The sequence below is a fragment of the Pseudomonas sp. M5A4_2d genome, from assembly GCF_053345295.1.
In genome coordinates this window covers 443,511-460,653 of record NZ_JBKEZW010000001.1, presented here as the reverse complement: position 1 = coordinate 460,653, position 17,143 = coordinate 443,511, and the positions used below count along the sequence as shown (strand labels likewise).

At 61.0% G+C, this 17,143-nt stretch carries 20 protein-coding genes; 1 reads left to right on the top strand and 19 read right to left on the bottom strand.

Annotated features, from left to right (window positions below; translation table 11 throughout):
- Positions 1-92 precede the first annotated feature (92 nt).
- Positions 93-1,409 (bottom strand): flagellar biosynthesis protein FlhF, encoded by a 1,317-nt coding sequence (gene flhF / locus ACLBW8_RS02115; protein WP_064453445.1) that lies wholly within the window; start codon positions 1,407-1,409, stop codon positions 93-95.
- Positions 1,410-1,420: 11 nt separating this feature from the next.
- Positions 1,421-3,535: a flagellar biosynthesis protein FlhA gene (gene flhA, locus ACLBW8_RS02110; RefSeq protein ID WP_447805006.1), complete on the bottom strand. Its 2,115-nt coding sequence runs from the start codon at positions 3,533-3,535 to the stop codon at positions 1,421-1,423.
- Between the two features lie 419 nt (positions 3,536-3,954).
- On the opposite strand from flhA, the gene ACLBW8_RS02105 reads away from it, so the two are divergent.
- A complete protein-coding gene (locus ACLBW8_RS02105; protein WP_447804449.1) occupies positions 3,955-4,215 on the top strand; it encodes a DUF6124 family protein in 261 nt (86 codons plus the stop codon).
- Between the two features lie 54 nt (positions 4,216-4,269).
- Here the strand turns inward: ACLBW8_RS02105 and ACLBW8_RS02100 are convergent, their stop codons facing one another.
- The 17 genes from ACLBW8_RS02100 to fliH form a co-directional block, all read right to left on the bottom strand.
- Entirely contained in the window at positions 4,270-4,473 is a 204-nt protein-coding gene (locus ACLBW8_RS02100) for a cold-shock protein (RefSeq protein WP_064453448.1), read from the bottom strand.
- Positions 4,474-4,515: 42 nt separating this feature from the next.
- A complete protein-coding gene (locus tag ACLBW8_RS02095; protein WP_447804448.1) occupies positions 4,516-4,716 on the bottom strand; it encodes a cold-shock protein in 201 nt (66 codons plus the stop codon).
- A 188-nt stretch (positions 4,717-4,904) separates the two neighbouring features.
- Positions 4,905-6,041 carry a flagellar biosynthesis protein FlhB gene (gene flhB, locus ACLBW8_RS02090; protein WP_064453450.1) on the bottom strand — a complete coding sequence of 379 codons (1,137 nt, stop codon included), beginning with the start codon at positions 6,039-6,041 and terminating at the stop codon, positions 4,905-4,907.
- A 3-nt stretch (positions 6,042-6,044) separates the two neighbouring features.
- Positions 6,045-6,830: a flagellar biosynthetic protein FliR gene (gene fliR, locus ACLBW8_RS02085; RefSeq protein WP_064453451.1), complete on the bottom strand. Its 786-nt coding sequence runs from the start codon at positions 6,828-6,830 to the stop codon at positions 6,045-6,047.
- Between the two features lie 4 nt (positions 6,831-6,834).
- Positions 6,835-7,104, bottom strand: coding sequence for a flagellar biosynthesis protein FliQ (fliQ, locus tag ACLBW8_RS02080; protein ID WP_003214552.1), 270 nt, complete (start codon positions 7,102-7,104; stop codon positions 6,835-6,837).
- Positions 7,105-7,108: 4 nt separating this feature from the next.
- The gene (gene fliP / locus ACLBW8_RS02075) at positions 7,109-7,852 is read right to left on the bottom strand and encodes a flagellar type III secretion system pore protein FliP (protein ID WP_017134948.1); all 744 of its coding nucleotides are present in this window, start codon (positions 7,850-7,852) and stop codon (positions 7,109-7,111) included.
- On the bottom strand, positions 7,852-8,292 hold the full coding sequence (fliO, locus tag ACLBW8_RS02070; protein WP_064453452.1) for a flagellar biosynthetic protein FliO: 441 nt from the start codon (positions 8,290-8,292) through the stop codon (positions 7,852-7,854). Before fliO ends, fliP begins: the two co-directional genes overlap by 1 nt.
- A 1-nt stretch (position 8,293) precedes the next feature.
- Entirely contained in the window at positions 8,294-8,761 is a 468-nt protein-coding gene (gene fliN, locus ACLBW8_RS02065; protein WP_064453453.1) for a flagellar motor switch protein FliN, read from the bottom strand.
- Positions 8,762-8,807: 46 nt separating this feature from the next.
- The gene (gene fliM / locus ACLBW8_RS02060) at positions 8,808-9,776 is read right to left on the bottom strand and encodes a flagellar motor switch protein FliM (RefSeq protein WP_064453454.1); all 969 of its coding nucleotides are present in this window, start codon (positions 9,774-9,776) and stop codon (positions 8,808-8,810) included.
- Positions 9,777-9,785: 9 nt separating this feature from the next.
- Complete coding sequence (gene fliL, locus ACLBW8_RS02055) at positions 9,786-10,286, bottom strand: flagellar basal body-associated protein FliL (RefSeq protein WP_064453455.1); 501 nt, start codon at positions 10,284-10,286, stop codon at positions 9,786-9,788.
- A 222-nt stretch (positions 10,287-10,508) separates the two neighbouring features.
- Positions 10,509-11,867 (bottom strand): flagellar hook-length control protein FliK, encoded by a 1,359-nt coding sequence (locus ACLBW8_RS02050; RefSeq protein ID WP_447804446.1) that lies wholly within the window; start codon positions 11,865-11,867, stop codon positions 10,509-10,511.
- Between the two features lie 87 nt (positions 11,868-11,954).
- The gene (locus ACLBW8_RS02045; RefSeq protein WP_064453457.1) at positions 11,955-12,302 is read right to left on the bottom strand and encodes an Hpt domain-containing protein; all 348 of its coding nucleotides are present in this window, start codon (positions 12,300-12,302) and stop codon (positions 11,955-11,957) included.
- A 30-nt stretch (positions 12,303-12,332) separates the two neighbouring features.
- Positions 12,333-14,051, bottom strand: a complete 1,719-nt coding sequence (locus tag ACLBW8_RS02040; RefSeq protein WP_447804445.1) for a SpoIIE family protein phosphatase — start codon at positions 14,049-14,051, stop codon at positions 12,333-12,335.
- Positions 14,048-14,353 carry an STAS domain-containing protein gene (locus tag ACLBW8_RS02035; RefSeq protein ID WP_064453459.1) on the bottom strand — a complete coding sequence of 102 codons (306 nt, stop codon included), beginning with the start codon at positions 14,351-14,353 and terminating at the stop codon, positions 14,048-14,050. Before ACLBW8_RS02035 ends, ACLBW8_RS02040 begins: the two co-directional genes overlap by 4 nt.
- A 216-nt stretch (positions 14,354-14,569) precedes the next feature.
- Entirely contained in the window at positions 14,570-15,019 is a 450-nt protein-coding gene (gene fliJ, locus ACLBW8_RS02030; protein WP_064453460.1) for a flagellar export protein FliJ, read from the bottom strand.
- Between the two features lie 3 nt (positions 15,020-15,022).
- A complete protein-coding gene (gene fliI / locus ACLBW8_RS02025; protein ID WP_128590681.1) occupies positions 15,023-16,381 on the bottom strand; it encodes a flagellar protein export ATPase FliI in 1,359 nt (452 codons plus the stop codon).
- A complete protein-coding gene (gene fliH / locus ACLBW8_RS02020) occupies positions 16,371-17,135 on the bottom strand; it encodes a flagellar assembly protein FliH (protein ID WP_447804444.1) in 765 nt (254 codons plus the stop codon). The genes fliI and fliH overlap by 11 nt, the downstream gene beginning before the upstream one ends.
- Positions 17,136-17,143 lie beyond the last annotated feature (8 nt).

Genomic DNA, 17,143 nt, shown 5'->3' with positions numbered 1-17,143 from the left:
TGTCTTGCTTAGACGCAGGCTACATGGCTTGGCCGCGTGAATCGCTTGCAGACCATCGATGTAGATACTTTTCACGGTGTTCATCCTGCCCTTCAACCCACCCGCTTTGCCGGGTTGTGGTAAAGGTCGGCGAACATGTCGGCCATCGCTTCCTCGCTAGGCTCTTCTTGCATTTGCACGCTGACAGCACGGCTGACTAACTGATGACGGCGCGGCAGATGTAAATCATCCGGAATCCGCGGCCCGTCGGTCAGGTAGGCGACCGGTAATTCATGACTGATGGCCAGGCTCAGCACTTCACCCAGGCTCGCCGTTTCGTCGAGCTTGGTCAGAATGCAACCCGCCAGGCCGCAACGCTTGTAGCTGTGGTAGGCAGCGGTAAGAACCTGTTTCTGGCTGGTGGTTGCAAGCACCAGGTAATTTTTTGACTTGATGCCACGCCCAGCCAGGCTTTCCAGCTGCATGCGCAATGCCGGATCACTGGCTTGCAGGCCGGCAGTGTCGATCAGCACCACACGCTTGCGCAGCAACGGGTCGAGCGCGTTGGCCAGGGACTGGCCCGCGTCGACGTGGGTCACCGACACATTGAGGATGCGGCCCAGGGTCTTAAGCTGTTCCTGGGCGCCAATACGGTAGCTGTCCATGCTCACCAGCGCGATATTCTGCGCGCCGTACTTGAGCACATAACGCGCAGCCAGCTTGGCCAGGGTGGTGGTCTTGCCCATGCCGGCAGGGCCGACCATGGCGATCACACCGCCCTCTTCCAGGGGTTCGATTTCCGGGGTGACGATCATGCGTGCCAGGTGGGCCAGCAACATGCGCCAGGCCTGGCGAGGCTCTTCGACTTCAGCAGTCAGTGCCAACAGGTCGCGGGACAACGGGCCGGACAGGCCGATGCGTTGCAGGCGACGCCACAGGTTGGCCTGGTGCGGTTTGCTGCCTTGCAGCTGGTTCCACGCCAACGAGCCCAATTGCACTTCAAGCAGCTCACGCAGGCCATTGAGTTCAAAACGCATCGAGTCAAACACGCGCTGGTCGACTGCGGCAGCCGGGGCTGGCGCTGCAGGACGCGGCGGTTCTTTGAACGTCGGCTCAACCAGCGGTTCGGCGGCGGTCAGCGGCAGGCCGGCGAACAACTGGCGACTGCTGGTGGAATCGCTGTCGCCACGCATACTCAGCTCAGCCTGGGCCGAGACAATGCGCGAAGCGGTCTTGCGCAGCTCGTCCTCAAGTTCCATGTTCGGCACGCGCGGCGCCAGCGCCGAGGGGGTGTAATCCAGGGCAGCCGTCAGCTCGACACCGCCGGCAATACGGCGGTTTCCAATAATCGCGGCATCGGCGCCCAGCTCATCACGTACCAGTTTCATGGCCTGACGCATATCGGCGGCGAAAAAACGCTTAACTTGCATATCCCACTACCTCAGCCGTTGGGCCCTACTGTCGCGACAATAGTCACTTGCTTGTTGTCAGGAATTTCCTGATAAGCCAAAACGTGCAAATTCGGCACTGCCAGACGTCCAAACCGCGACAACATCGCTCGGACCGGGCCCGCCACCAGCAGAATCACCGGGTGACCCGCCATTTCCTGACGCTGCGCGGCTTCGATCAACGAACGCTGCAGCTTCTCAGCCATGCTTGGCTCCAGCAGAACGCCCTCTTCCTGGCCTTGCCCTGCCTTCTGAATACTATTGAGCAATATTTGTTCCAACCTTGGCTCCAAGGTGATAACAGGCAGCCCAGACTCAACCCCTACAATGCTTTGCACGATTGCACGGGACAATCCGACGCGCACCGCAGCCACCAGCGCGGCAGTATCTTGACTCTTGGCGGCATTGTTCGCGATGGCCTCGGCAATGCTGCGAATGTCGCGCACCGGCACCTGTTCGGCGAGCAAGGCCTGCAGCACCTTGAGCAACTGCGACAGCGACAGCACGCCGGGCACCAGCTCTTCGGCCAATTTTGGCGAGGCTTTGGCCAGCAACCCCATCAATTGCTGGACTTCCTCGTGGCCGATCAGCTCGTGGGAGTGCTTGTAGAGAATCTGGTTAAGGTGGGTAGCGACCACCGTGCTGGCGTCTACCACGGTGTAACCCAAAGACTGTGCCTGGCTGCGCTGGCTGACTTCGATCCACACCGCTTCCAGGCCAAAAGCCGGATCTTTGGCGGTTATGCCGTTGAGTGTGCCGAATACCTGGCCGGGGTTGATCGCCAGTTCGCGGTCGGGGTAGATCTCCGCTTCGGCGAGGATCACGCCCATCAGGGTCAGGCGGTAGGCACTGGGCGCCAGGTCGAGGTTGTCGCGGATGTGCACGGTGGGCATCAGGAAGCCCAGGTCCTGGGACAGCTTCTTGCGCACACCCTTGATCCGCGCAAGCAGTTGGCCACCTTGGTTGCGGTCTACCAGCGGGATCAGGCGGTAGCCGACTTCCAGGCCGATCATGTCGATCGGGGTGACGTCATCCCAGCCAAGCTCCTTGGTTTCCTGGGCGCGGGCCGGCGACGGCAGCAAGTCCTGCTGGCGGGCGATTTCCTGCTGGGCCTGGACCTTGACGAGGTTTTGCTTGCGCCAGAACAGATAAGCACCGCCGGCCGCCATGGCCGCCATGCTCAAGAACGAGATATGCGGCATGCCGGGCACGATGCCCATGATCGCCATGATGCCCGCCGCCACGGCCAGCGCCTTGGGCGAAGCGAACATCTGCCGGCTGATCTGCTTGCCCATGTCTTCGGAGCCCGAAGCACGGGTCACCATGATGGCTGCAGCTGTAGATAACAACAGTGATGGCAATTGCGCCACTAAACCGTCACCGATGGTCAGCAAGGCGTACACCTTGCCCGCATCGCCGAAGGTCATGCCGTGCTGGAAGATGCCGACTGCCATCCCGCCGATCAAGTTGATGAACAGAATCAGCAGGCCGGCGATGGCGTCGCCGCGCACGAATTTGCTGGCACCGTCCATGGAGCCGTAGAACTCGGCTTCCTGGGCCACTTCCAGGCGGCGGGACTTGGCTTGGTTCTGGTCGATCAGGCCGGCGTTGAGGTCGGCGTCAATCGCCATTTGTTTGCCGGGCATGGCGTCGAGGGTAAACCGCGCGCTCACCTCGGAAATCCGCCCGGCGCCCTTGGTCACCACTACGAAGTTGATGATCATCAGGATCGCAAACACCACGATACCGACCACATAGTTACCGCCAATCACCACTTCACCGAAAGCCTGGATCACCTTACCGGCGGCGGCGTGGCCGTCCTGACCATGAAGCATCACCACCCGCGTAGACGCCACGTTCAGCGCCAGGCGCAGCAGGGTCGCAATCAGCAGGATGGTCGGAAATACCGCAAAATCCAGCGGCCGCAGGGCATACACACAGACCAGGAGCACCACGACGGACAGGGCAATGTTGAAGGTAAAAAACACGTCGAGCAGGAACGGCGGCATCGGCAACATCATCATTGCCAGCATCACCAGCAACAGCAACGGCACACCCAGATTTCCCCGCGACAGGTCAGTCAGGGTGCCACGGGCCGTGCTGAGCATTTGAGAGCGATCTACCACCGGTATTCCTCGTGTTCCTTGAAGCAAAGTTTTGACGCTGGAGGGCGTCCTGAAGGCGGTATTGCAAGAAGCCTTCCAACTTTTGCTCTGAGGCTCAGATGACCGCACAAGCGACCACGCCTACCGGGTGTAAATCCATCCAAATGTGGGAGGGGGCTTGCTCCCGACGGCGGTGGTTCAGCGAGTACATTGCCGACTGACACATCGCCTTCGCGAGCAAGCCCGCTCCCACATTTGGATCTGTATGAACTCGCCGCCACCAAGGAAATTTCCGACAGGGTTTTAAGGTGCCCCTAGGAAACCCGCTCTCTAGTCTCCGTACACCGCTGCAAATACAGTGGTCGGGCGTCGCGGCTCGCAATATCAAGGAGAACTCTTATTCCTTACCAAGGAGCGACGCCATGTCCAAAACCACACAAAATTCCCCCACCGCGCTCTTCACCGTCATCGACGGCATCAGCACCGAAGACCTGCTGGTCAACCTCACCGAAACCCTGGAGTCCGCCCACGCGCTGGCCTGCGACTTCGCCTTTGATCTGGAAGGGTCGCGGCGAGAAGGCGCGCTGGGCATTGCGCAGTTGATTGAGGTATCGCGGTTATTGGCTGAGCGAGCGCTGGATGACATGGGGCCGCCGCCCGAGTCAGAACCCGGCAAATTCTAGGCAGAACATCAGATAACAGATCGTTCCCGCAGGTGGGAACGATCAAGTGAATCTTTACGCAACGCGCACATTCACAGCCTGGAGCCCTTTCAGGCCTTTCTCAACCTCGAACTCCACCTTTTGGTTTTCCGTGAGCGTCTTGAACCCCTCACGCTGAATCGCCGTAAAGTGAACGAAGACTTCAGCGCCGCTATCATCCGGAGAAATAAAACCAAACCCCTTACTGTCGTTAAACCACTTAACAGTACCTGTCGCCATTGCCGTTCTCCTGACCTCCGGGTCGATGAGCCACAGAGGTCGCTAGATAATTTTGATGTTGGTCGCAAAAATACCCGTGGGACGATGGATCCTCGCAAATTTCACCCGTTGCCCCTTTTCCAGCCAAATTCCGGCCGTACTCTTGAGATCGACACGCACGGGCTCATCACCGTCATCAAGGGCAATCACGCCTTCCCCGGTTTTTCGGCAATAAGATTTGATCGTACCCATTACCGCTTCCATCACTGCTCCCTCTGCATCTCTTAACTACCTGTGTGCAGTGTGGTGCCATGGAACCGCGGGAAGGCGGCGCTGACTACTGTCAGAGTTGACAGGTAGACGGTGATTAGCGACGAGTGGTAATGATTGGATCGCGGCTTAATTGTGGCAAGCGAGCTCGCCAAAGGAAGCAGCTCACCACCAGCCCAGTATCAGGAATCGCGGCGCAAATCCGGCGGAATCGGCAGGTCTTTGAGCGGATCAGGCCGCTTGCCCTTGCCCGCGCGGTATTGGCGGATTTGATAGACATAAGCCAACACCTGCGCCACGGCCAGGTACAGCCCCGCAGGGATTTCCTGATCGAGGTCGGTGGAGTAGAAGATCGACCGCGCCAGCTCCGGCGACTCCAGCAAGAGGATGTCGTTGGCCACGGCAATTTCGCGGATTTTCAGCGCGGTAAAGTCGCTGCCCTTGGCCAGCAGCATCGGCGCGCCGCCCTTCTCCGGGTCGTACTTGAGCGCCACCGCGTAGTGCGTCGGGTTGGTGATGACCACGTCGGCATCGGGCACCGCCGCCATCATCTTGCGCTGGGACATTTCGCGCTGCAGCTGACGAATACGCTGCTTGACCTCGGGGCGGCCTTCCTGGTCCTTGTGCTCGTCGCGCACTTCCTGCTTGGTCATCAGCAGTTTCTTGTGGCTTTCCCACAGCTGGATCGGCGCATCCACGGCAGCGATGATGATCAGCCCGCAAGCCATCCACAGCGCGCTCCAGCCCACCACCTGCACGCTGTGAATGATCGCTGACTCCAGCGGCTCATGGGCAATGCGCAGCAAGTCGTCGATGTCGGACGACAACACCGTCAGTGCCACAAACAGGATCAGGATGAATTTCGCCAGCGCCTTGAGCAACTCCACCAGCGCCTTGGCGGAAAACATGCGCTTGAGCCCGGGCCCGGGGTTCATCCGGCTGAACTTGGGTGCCATGCTGCCGGCGGCAAACAACCAGCCGCCGAGGGACACCGGCCCGATCAACGCGGCCAGCAAGAGTGTGATCAGCACCGGCTGCACCGCCAGAATCGCGATTTTGCCCGAGTGCAACAGGTATTGGCCCATGGCGCCGGGGCTGAGCAGCACTTCGCGGGGCAGTGAGAAGTTGAGTTTCATCAACTCCATCATGTCCAACGCCAAACCACCGCCGTAAATCAACAGGCCGCCGGAACCGGCGAGCATCACGGCGAGGGTATTGAGCTCTTTGGAGCGGGCAATCTCGCCCTTTTCCCTGGAGTCCTTTTTGCGTTTCTCCGTGGGGTCTTCTGTTTTGTCCTGACCACTCTCGCTCTCGGCCATGGCTCAGCGCGCTCGTGCCAGGTCACGTAGGAACTGCAAGGCGTCGGTCGCCAGCGGTTGATACTGATTGAGAATGTCGGCCATGCCGATCCAGAAAATCCCCATGCCCAACACCAGGGTCAACGGGAAACCAATCGAGAAGATGTTCAGTTGCGGCGCCGCGCGGGTCATCACGCCAAAGGCGATGTTGACCACCAGCAAGGCGGTGATTGCCGGCAATACCAGCAACAACGAAGCGCCCAACACCCAACTGAGGCGCCCCACCAGTTCCCAGAAGTGACTGACCACCAACCCCGAGCCCACCGGCAGGGTGGTGAAACTTTCGGTCATGACCTCGAACACCACCAGGTGGCCGTTCATGGCCAGGAACAGCAACGTCACCAGCATGGTCAGGAACTGCCCGATCACCGCCACCGACACGCCGTTGGTGGGGTCGACCATGGAAGCGAAGCCCATGCCCATCTGGATCGAGATGATTTGCCCGGCAATCACAAACGCCTGGAAGAACAACGTGAGCGAGAAGCCCAGCAGCGCGCCGATCAGGATCTGCTCGGCAATCAGCAGCAATGCACTGAGGTCCAGGGCATTCACCGGCGGCATCGGCGGCAGCCCGGGCACGATCACCACGGTGATGGCGAAGGCGAAATACAAACGGATACGCCGCGGAACCAGGGTAGTGCCGAACACCGGCATGGTCATCAGCACCGCTGTGACGCGGAACATCGGCAAGATGAAAGACGCCACCCACGTGCTGATCTGGGTGTCGGTCAATGCCAGCACAGATTGCATGGGGTCAGCCGATCAACTGCGGAATACTGCCGTACAACTGCAGGATGTATTCCATGAAGGTTTGCACCAGCCACGGGCCGGCGACAATCAGGGTGATCAGCATCACCAGCAAACGCGGGAGGAAGCTCAAGGTTTGTTCGTTGATCTGCGTCGCGGCCTGGAACATGGCCACCAGCAGGCCGACCAACAGGCTCGGCACCACCAGCACGGCGACCATCATGGTGGTCAGCCACAACGCTTCACGAAACAGGTCGACGGCGACTTCTGGGGTCATTGGCCTACACTCCGCCGAAACTGCTGGCCAGCGTGCCGATAATCAGCGCCCAGCCATCCACCAGCACAAACAGCATGATCTTGAACGGTAACGAGATAATCAGCGGCGACAGCATCATCATACCCATGGCCATCAGCACGCTCGCCACCACCAGGTCGATGATCAGGAACGGGATGAAAATCATGAAGCCGATCTGGAACGCGGTCTTCAACTCGGAGGTGACGAACGCCGGCACCAGGATGGTCAGCGGCGCCTGATCCGGGGTGGCGATGTCGGTGCGCTTGGACAAACGCATGAACAGCTCAAGGTCGCTGGAGCGGGTTTGCGACAGCATGAAGTCCTTGATCGGGCCCTGGGCCTTGTCGATCGCGTCCTGAGCCGTGAGTTTTTCCGCAAGATACGGTTGCAGCGCTTGCTGGTTCACCTTGTCGAACACCGGCGCCATGATGAACAGCGTCAAAAACAGCGCCATGCCGGTGAGAATCTGGTTCGACGGCGTCTGTTGCAGGCCCAGGGCCTGACGCAAAATCGAGAAGACGATGATGATCCGCGTGAAGCTGGTCATCAGCATGACAAACGCCGGGATAAAACTCAGCGCGGTCATGATCAGCAGGATCTGCAGGCTGACCGAATATTCCTGGGCGCCGGCAGCGTTGGTGCCCAGCGTGATCGCCGGGATCGACAACGGGTCGGCCGCCAACGCCAACGGCGCCGCCAGCAACAGCATGAGCGTCAATAAAACGCGCATTACTTCTTATCCTTCTGATCCTTGCCCAGCAACTCCATCAGGCGCTGGGCGAATTCTGGCGTGGCGGCCTCGGTCCTGGCCACTTCGACCGGCGACTTGAGCACGTGCAGCGGGGTGATGCGGCCAGGCGTGATGCCGAGCAGAATCTGCTCCTCGCCGACTTGCACCAGCACCAGACGGTCACGCGGGCCGAGAGCACGCGAACCGATCATCTCGATCACCTGGCCATTGCCCGGGCCGATGCGCTGCACGCGGCGCATCAACCAGGCCAATACAAAGATCAACCCCACCACCAGCAACAGACCGAGCACCAACTGGGTCAATTGCCCGCCGATGCCACTGCTGACTACGGGCGCCGCAGCCGCCGCTTGCGCGACCGGCTCAGCCGCCAGGGCGCTCAATGGCAGCGCCAGAAACAGTCCCGCCATCGAATACTTCATATCAGCGCAACTTCTTGATGCGTTCGCTCGGGCTGATCACGTCCGTCAGGCGGATGCCGAACTTCTCGTTGACCACCACCACCTCGCCATGGGCGATCAGCGTGCCGTTGACCAGCACGTCCAGTGGCTCACCGGCCAGGCGATCAAGCTCGATCACCGAGCCCTGGTTGAGTTGCAGCAGGTTACGAATGTTGATTTCGGTGCTGCCGACTTCCATGGAAATAGACACCGGAATGTCGAGGATCACATCCAGGTTCGGGCCGTCGAGGGTCACCGGGTCGTTGTTCTTCGGCACACTGCCAAATTCTTCCATCGGCAGGCGGTTGCCGGCCGGCGCACTGGCGGCGTCGGCGGCCAGCAGCGCGTCGATATCGTCCTGGCCAACATCGCCGGTTTCTTCCAGGGCCGCAGCCCACTCGTCAGCCAGGGCCTGGTCTTCGGCGGAAGTGTTTTCGTGTTCGGTAGCCATTACATGTCCTCGGCGGAGCAAACATTCATCAAAAAATAGGGGCGGATCAGCGACGGTTGATCGGTTCGATCACTTGCAACGCCAGGTTGCCCTTGTGGGAGCCGAGCTTGACCTTGAACGATGGCACGCCATTGGCGCGCATGATCAGTTCTTCCGGCAATTCCACCGGAATCACGTCCCCCGGCTGCATGTGCAAAATATCGCGCAAACGCAGCTGGCGACGGGCCACGGTGGCGCTCAAAGGTACGTCGACGTCGAGCAGGTCTTCGCGCAGCGCCTTGACCCAACGCTCATCCTGGTCGTCCAGGTCGGACTGGAAACCGGCGTCGAGCATCTCGCGCACCGGCTCGATCATCGAGTACGGCATGGTCACGTGCAGGTCGCCGCCACCGCCATCGAGTTCGATGTGGAAGGTGGACACCACAATCGCTTCGCTGGGGCCGACGATGTTGGCCATGGCCGGGTTCACTTCCGAGTTGATGTACTCGAAATTGACTTCCATGATCGCCTGCCAGGCTTCCTTCAAGTCGATGAAGGCTTGCTCCAGCACCATGCGCACCACGCGCAATTCGGTCGGGGTGAATTCACGGCCTTCAATCTTCGCGTGACGGCCGTCGCCGCCGAAGAAGTTGTCCACCAGTTTGAACACCAGTTTGGCGTCGAGGATGAACAGTGCGGTACCGCGCAACGGCTTGATCTTGACCAGGTTGAGGCTGGTGGGCACGTACAGCGAGTGTACGTACTCGCCGAACTTCATCACCTGCACACCGCCCACCGCCACGTCCGCCGAACGGCGCAGCATGTTGAACATGCTGATACGGGTGTACCGGGCGAAGCGCTCGTTGATCATTTCCAGCGTCGGCATGCGTCCACGGACGATGCGATCCTGGGTGGTGAGGTCATAACTTTTGACGCTGCCGGGCTCGGCAGCCAGTTCGGTCTGTACCAGACCATCGTCGACGCCATGCAACAGCGCGTCAATTTCATCCTGGGACAGCAGGTCTTGCACGGCCATCTCGTGATCCTACTGCAATACGAAGTTAGTGAAGAGCGCCTGCTCGACCACGACTTTGCCAAGCTCTTTCTGGGCCACTTCCTGCACACTGGCAGTGACCTTCTGGCGCAGCATTTCCTGGCCGACCGGCGTGGCCAGGCTTTCGAAGCTCTGCCCGGAGAACAGCATCACCAGGTTGTTGCGGATAACCGGCATGTGCACCTTGAGAGCATCCAGGTCCGCCTGGTTACGCGCCAGCAAGGTGATACTCACCTGAAGGTAGCGTTGACGGCCGTTCTGGTTGAAGTTGGCGACAAAGGCCGGAAGCATCGGCTCGAAGATTGCCGGTTGTTTGGCGTTACTGGCGGTTTCGGCGGCGGGGGCCGGTTTGCTTGCACTGCTGTGCATGATGTACCAGGTACCGCCCACCGAAGCGCCGATGGCCAGGAGCAGGCCCAGCACAATCAGCAGGATAAGCTTGAGCTTGCCCTTGCTTGCGGGGGGTGTTGCTGCGTCGTCGCTCTTCGCCATGCCAATAATCCGTCACTATTCGGGAATTCATAGATCTACGGAAAGGCAAGAGCAAGTGTTATGCCAGAGTTGTCAGATGATCGGGGATAGATGCAACACCACAGGTCCCTGTGGGAGCGGGCTTGCTCGCGAATGCGGTGGGTCAGTCGATGAATCCTTTGACTGACATTGCGCTTTCGCGAGCAAGCCCGCTCCCACCTTTAGAGCTGCGCTGGGCTGGAATCAGGCGTAGTAATCAACGGCACTGGAGCCGACGATGGTCTGGGTCACTGGCGCGACTGCCGCAGCCACTTCAGCATGCTCACCCGCGTCACCACCCTCACTCCGCCCACCGCTGCCACTCACGCCGCGAGCCTGGTTCTGCTGCTGTTGCTCCTGCCCTTGCCCCTGCCAACCACGGGACTGATCGGAGACGTTAACGTCCACCTGCCCCATGCCCTGCTGGGCAAACATTTCGCGCAAACGCCCGGACTGGCTTTCCAGCGCTTCGCGCACCACGGCATGACCACTCATGAACGTAACCTGGGCCTGCTGGTCCGCCGTCATGTTGACCTTGATATCCAGGCGCCCCAGCTCAGCCGGCTGCAATTGGATCTCTGCCGACTTGAGGTTGGCGCTGGACAAATACATTACGCGGTTGACCACTTCGTCGGTCCAGCCGCTCTGGTGCATGGCCAGTGGCGCATTCGCGACCGGCGGCAAGGCATTCGCCGTTTTCGGCGTGGCAGCCTGGGTCAACGCGGCCAGACGGCTGGCGAAGTCATCGACACGGGTGTCACTGCTGGCGTCTTTCAAATCCTTGAGCCCCCCTTCGATCAGCCCGCTGAAGGCTTTGTCGCCGCCTTGGTCAGTGCTGTCCTTGGTGGCTTGCTGGTCAACCATATTTGCCAGACCGGCGGCAAAATTCTGCGCGGAGGTCAGTGGGTCCTGAGTCGTCGGGGCGGTTTTCTGCGGTGTCTGGCTGCTGGCCGAGACGTGACCGCCCTGCTCCATCGCCAGGCGCACGGCCGGCATCGAATCCAGCGGGTCGGCTGCAGGGTCGAACGCGGGTTGCTTGGCCTCATCCGTGGCCGCAACCGGTGCCGCGACGACAGGCTGGGCATTGTCGTCCTTGGCGGCCACAGGCGTCGGTGTTTCCACGGGGACAGGCACGACAACCGGCGTGACCGTGGCAATCAATGCCGGATCAACGACAGGATCAACCGGGGGTTGCTGCGCCACGGACGGGTCGGTGGGTTTGTCGTCTTTGCTGCTGGTGTCGGTACTGGTGCTGGCGTCGGACGTGGCGGCCGGCTTGGCAGGCAAGGGATTGCCGCTATCGGCAACGGCTGGCGAACTGACGGCAGGCTTATCGTTACCGGTCATAGGCTTGGTGCTGGTGTCGGAAGACTTGTCGCGCGTGGGTTTGGCCGGCGCGACGTCGATCTTCGCCGTCGGTTTCGCACCTTGATTGGCAAACACTTGAGCGAAGCCAGGGCCCTTGTCCCGTGGGTCCGCAGCCACCACCGGGGGTGCGGCGGCAGGCGCTTGAGGCTTGGCCACTGGGGCAGCCTGAAGGAGCGAATTCGGGGCAACTGGCATAGGTAAAGGTCTCCACTGCATTGAGGGTCGGGGATGCAGTCAGAGGTGATATAGCAAGAGTCGGGCCACGTTTCCGAGGCCCTTCAGTCAAAGCTGAAACCGCTGGCGCTCATGCTCGTACAACGGCCGGACCAGAGCGAACTCCTGGTCAATCTCATCGATCAGTTCACCGAGGTCCACGCGAAAGGGTTCGGCAGAGCCGTCTTCCAGCCGGCGGCAAAGCTCTGCCAACCGCACCGCGCCCAGATTGCCGCTACTGCCCTTGAAGCTATGCGCAATCCGCCCCAGCGCCTTGGCATCATCACGCGCCTTGCGCAACGCCTCGACACGCTTTTGCGAATCGTCAAGAAAGGTATCGAGCAGCTTGGGGTACTCGCTCTCCATAACCTCTTGCAAACCCGACAACACATCAGGGTCCAAATGAATCTCAAGCACTTGTTCGCTCCTTGATCAAGAATCGGCGGATTATGCCAGAGCCCCCCAGCAAAACTCCACGCAGACACTGCGCCCGCCATCCGACCAGCGTACATCGCTGCTCAGTTGGCGCACCAGACTCAAACCGCGGCCAGACAGACGGTCGACATCCAGCGGGCGCGCCAGCACCTGCTCCACGTCAAACCCGGGGCCGCTGTCGTCGATGCGCAGCGTCATTTTGCCACCCATGGGGGTCGGCACCACCAGCACGTGCACACGCACATAACCACTGTTCAATTGCACGAGGCGCTCATTGCGCAGGTGGTAATACTCGGCAAAGCCCCTTGCATCACGCTTGAGTCGCGAATCCAGCCCCAGCACGCCATGCTCCAGCGCGTTGGAATACAGCTCGGCCATCACACTGTAGAGCGCCCCGCTCTGCTCGCGCAGGCCATGGATCTCCAGCAGCAATTGCAGCAAATACGGCAGCGGGTTGTAGCTTTTAAGGGTCTGCGCGCGAAATTCGAAACTCACCGACCAGTCCAGCGGGCTCGACTGGCCGCTGTCGGCATACATGGGCTCCGCCGCACGCAGCGGCTGGCCGGCCTGCAAGGTGATCTCGACCATGCTGACGTCATCCCGCGCCTGACCCCGAAATGCCGCCAGGGCCTGTTCGATATCTTCAAACAGGCGGTCAGGCTTGCGGTTGGTGGCGAACACCTGCTGCAAGCGCTCGGCACCGAACAGTTGGTCATTGGCGTCGGCGGTGTCCAGCACGCCATCGGAAAGTAAGAATACCCGGTCGCCCAGGACCATGGGCCAGACTTCCGTGCTGTCATCAAACGCCTCGGCCGACAGCACGCCCAACGGCAGATGCCGCGACACCAACGGCGTGCGCTTGCCCGTGGCGACCTCATGCACATAGCCTTCGGGCATGCCGCCGTTCCACACCTCCACCACGCGCCGCTGGGCACTCAGGCAGATCAGTGTGGCGCAACAGAACATGTCCACCGGCAGAATACGCTTGAGCTTGGCATTCATCTCCCGCAGGGTTTGCGCCAGGCCGTACCCCTTGGCCGTCATGCCGTAGAACACTTCCGCCAGGGGCATGGCGCCGACGGCTGCGGGCAGACCATGGCCGGTGAAATCGCCGAGCAGCACGTGCATGTCACCCGACGGGGTATACGCCGCCAACAGCAGGTCGCCGTTGAACAGCGCATAGGGCGATTGCAGGTAGCGAATATTCGGCGCCGCGTTGATACAGCCGGAGTGCGCCACCTTATCGAACACCGCCTTGGCCGCCCGCTGCTCATGCAGCAGGTAATCGTGGTGCCTGGCGATCAGGTCACGCTGGCGCAGGACCGTGGCCTGCAGGCGGCGCAGACGGTCCATGGCATTGATCTTGGCTGCCAGGATCAGTGGGTTGTAAGGCTTGGGCAGGAAATCATCCCCCCCGGCGTCCAGGCACCGGGCCAGGGCTTCACTCTCACGCAAGGAGGTGAGAAAGATGATGGGCACCAGCGCCTCCCCCGCCAGCTGTTTGATTCGGCGCGCCGCTTCGAAGCCGTCCATCACCGGCATCAGTGCATCCATCAACACCAGCTGCGGGCGCTCGCGGGTAAACACGTCGACGGCTTGCGCGCCGTCAGTCGCCGTCAGCACCTGATGGCCCTGACGCCGGATGATGGTCGACAGCAACAGCAGATCGGCGGCACTGTCTTCGGCGATCAGGATCGTCAGCGGTTCAAGGACGGGGGCCAGGCTGCTCAACTGATGTCGAACAGTTTGTCGAAGTTGGAGATACCGAGGATCTTGCGCACATCGGAGTTGCTGTTGACCACCTGCACCTCGGCAGTATCGCCACCGGCATGGTCACGTAACAGCAGCAGCATGCCCAGGGCCGAGCTGTCCATGTAGGTGGTGTCTTTCAAGTCCACCACATAGACCTCGGGCACCTTGTAGAAGCGCTCATACGACTCGCGAAATTTCTGGTGGCTACCGAAATCGAATCGGCCCTTGACTGTAATCGTCAACTTCGTCCCATCCAGGGATACTTCTGACTCAACTGACATGCGACTGCTTCCTTGTCATTGGCTATGTGCAACAAGGTTTAGCAGGTGAACCAGAAGTGAGCAACATCGAGTACTCAATGTGGGAGCTGGCTTGTGTGGGAGCTGGCTTGCCTGCGATAGCATCACCGCAGTGTCACTGGTACACCTCATCGCCTGCATCGCGGGCAAGCCCGGCTCCCACACAAGCCGGCTCCCACAGTGGGACGGTGGTGGCCGTTAGTACGGCGATTGACGGGGAAGACGTTGTGATAGCTCATCGAGCAACTTTTGCTCGCGTTTGTCTTCAATCGCCCGCGCTTCGTCGATATAGCGCTGCACCAGCTTGCGCAAACCTTCCACACGGGCAAATGCCGCCTGCCAGCTCTCGCGGGCTTTATCGAGGTTGTTCTGGTGCCAGGCCAGGCTCTGGCGCTGCTGGCCGACGGCGGTTTCCAGCTGGTTGAGAAAGCCCTGGTAGCCCATCAGCCACTGGCCGGACACGCCCTTGCTGCCGCGGTCGATCCACTGCTGCTGGTATTCGCCACGAAAGCGCTCCAGGTCGCCCAGCTTGCTTTCCGCCAGGCGTACCTGGCCCTGGAAGTAACCCAGGCGCTGGACAGCGGCTTTTTCGGCTTTTTCAGCCATGTCCACCACCGGCGCGAGGCGCGACGAACGGGTACTGGCCATGGCTTAGCCGCCTGGCGCCGGGGCGAAGATTGAGCCCAGGTGCGCTTCGCTTTCACCCATGCTGATCTTGTCGTTGAGGCCCTGGCGCAGGTAGGTCACCAGTTGCGGTTGCAGGGCAATCGCCAGGTCGGTTTCGCGATCGCCACCGGCCACGTAGGCGCCGACGCTGATCAGGTCGCGGCTCTGCTGATAACGCGACCACAGCTGTTTGAAATGTTGCGCGCGGGCCATGTGCTCCGGCGTGACCACGGCCGGCATCACCCGGCTGATCGACGCTTCGATATCGATGGCCGGATAGTGCCCCTCCTCCGCCAGCCGCCGCGACAGCACGATGTGCCCGTCGAGCACGCCCCGCGCCGAGTCGGCAATCGGGTCCTGCTGGTCATCGCCTTCGGACAACACGGTGTAGAACGCCGTTATCGAGCCGCCCCCGGCCTCGGCATTACCGGCGCGTTCCACCAGCTTGGGCAGCTTGGCAAACACCGACGGCGGGTAGCCTTTGGTGGCAGGCGGTTCGCCGATGGCCAGGGCGATTTCACGCTGGGCCTGGGCGAAACGCGTGAGCGAGTCCATCAGCAACAGAACATTCTTGCCCTTGTCGCGAAAATATTCGGCGATGCGTGTGCAGTACATCGCAGCGCGCAAGCGCATCAGCGGGGCATCGTCCGCGGGGGACGCCACCACCACCGAGCGCTTGAGGCCTTCTTCACCGAGGCTGTGCTCGATGAATTCCTTTACTTCACGGCCCCGCTCACCGATCAGCCCGACCACGATGATGTCGGCCTCGGTAAAGCGCGTCATCATGCCGAGCAGCACGGACTTACCCACGCCAGTACCGGCAAACAGGCCCAGACGCTGGCCGCGACCGACCGTCAATAAACCGTTGATGCTGCGAATACCCACGTCCAGCGGCACGCTGATCGGGTTGCGATTGAGCGGGTTAATGGTCGGGCCGTCCATCGGCACCCAGTCTTCGGCCTTCATGCCGCCCTTGCCGTCCAGCGCGCGACCGGCGCCGTCCAACACTCGGCCGAGCATGCTCATGCCCATCGGCAGGCGGCCGGTATCGGCCAGCGGCACCACGCGGGCGCCGGGGGCGATGCCCGCCAGGCTGCCGACCGGCATCAGGAAAATCTTGCTGCCGGAAAAGCCCATCACTTCGGCTTCGACCTGCACCGGGTGGTAGCTGTCGTCGTTGATCACCAGGCAGCGGCTGCCCATGGCGGCGCGCAGGCCTTCGGCTTCGAGGGTCAGGCCGACCATGCGCAGCAGGCGCCCTTCAAGAATGGGATGGCCAGGCAACTCGGTGGCCTCGGCGTAGCCGCCCAGGCGCTTGGCGAAACTGGTGCGATCAAGGCGCATCGGGGGCGTCCAGGTCCACGCTCAAGTCTGGCTCGGCCGGGTGCAAGACCTGTTCATGGAGTTGATCGAAGAGCTTGGCCATGATCTGGCTGATACGGGTTTCCACCGTGGCATCGATGCGGCTGTGTTCGGTCTCGACGCGGCAACCACCGGGCTGCAACGCCGCGTCCTCGACAATGCGCCAGGTTTCTTCATGGCGCTCGCGCAGGGCTTTGACCTGTTCGAAATCCTGGGGATTGATGTACAACCGCACATTGCCAACACCCAAGGGCAGCAGCTTGAGAGCTTCGCGCATCACGCTTTCGATTTGGCTGGACTCGAGCACCAGCTCGCGCTGGATCACCTGGCGAGCGATGTGCTCAACCAGGCCGACCATGGATTTTTCCAGTTGCGAATCCTGTTCGGCGATTGGGTCGAACAGGCTGCCCATCAAGCGTTCCAGACTGGCCAGCTTGACGCTCAAGGCCTCTTCGGCTTCCTGGCGCACCTTGAGCGTGGTGCTGCGAAAACCGTCTTTTTCACCCGCTGCAAAACCTTCGTTGTAGGCCTCCTGGCGGATGGCTTCCAATTCTTCAAGGGTCAGTGGCTGGACTTCATCCAGCGGCACTTCTTCCATTTGCGCAGGCGGTTCTTCGACCAGCTCTGGTTCCGGCACGGGCACATGCGGGTCGAAACTGGGCAACGACCAGATGTCGAACCCGCCGACATCCCGCGCGCGAATCAGATCGCTGGGCGTCTCATCTTTGTTCGACATGGGAAGCG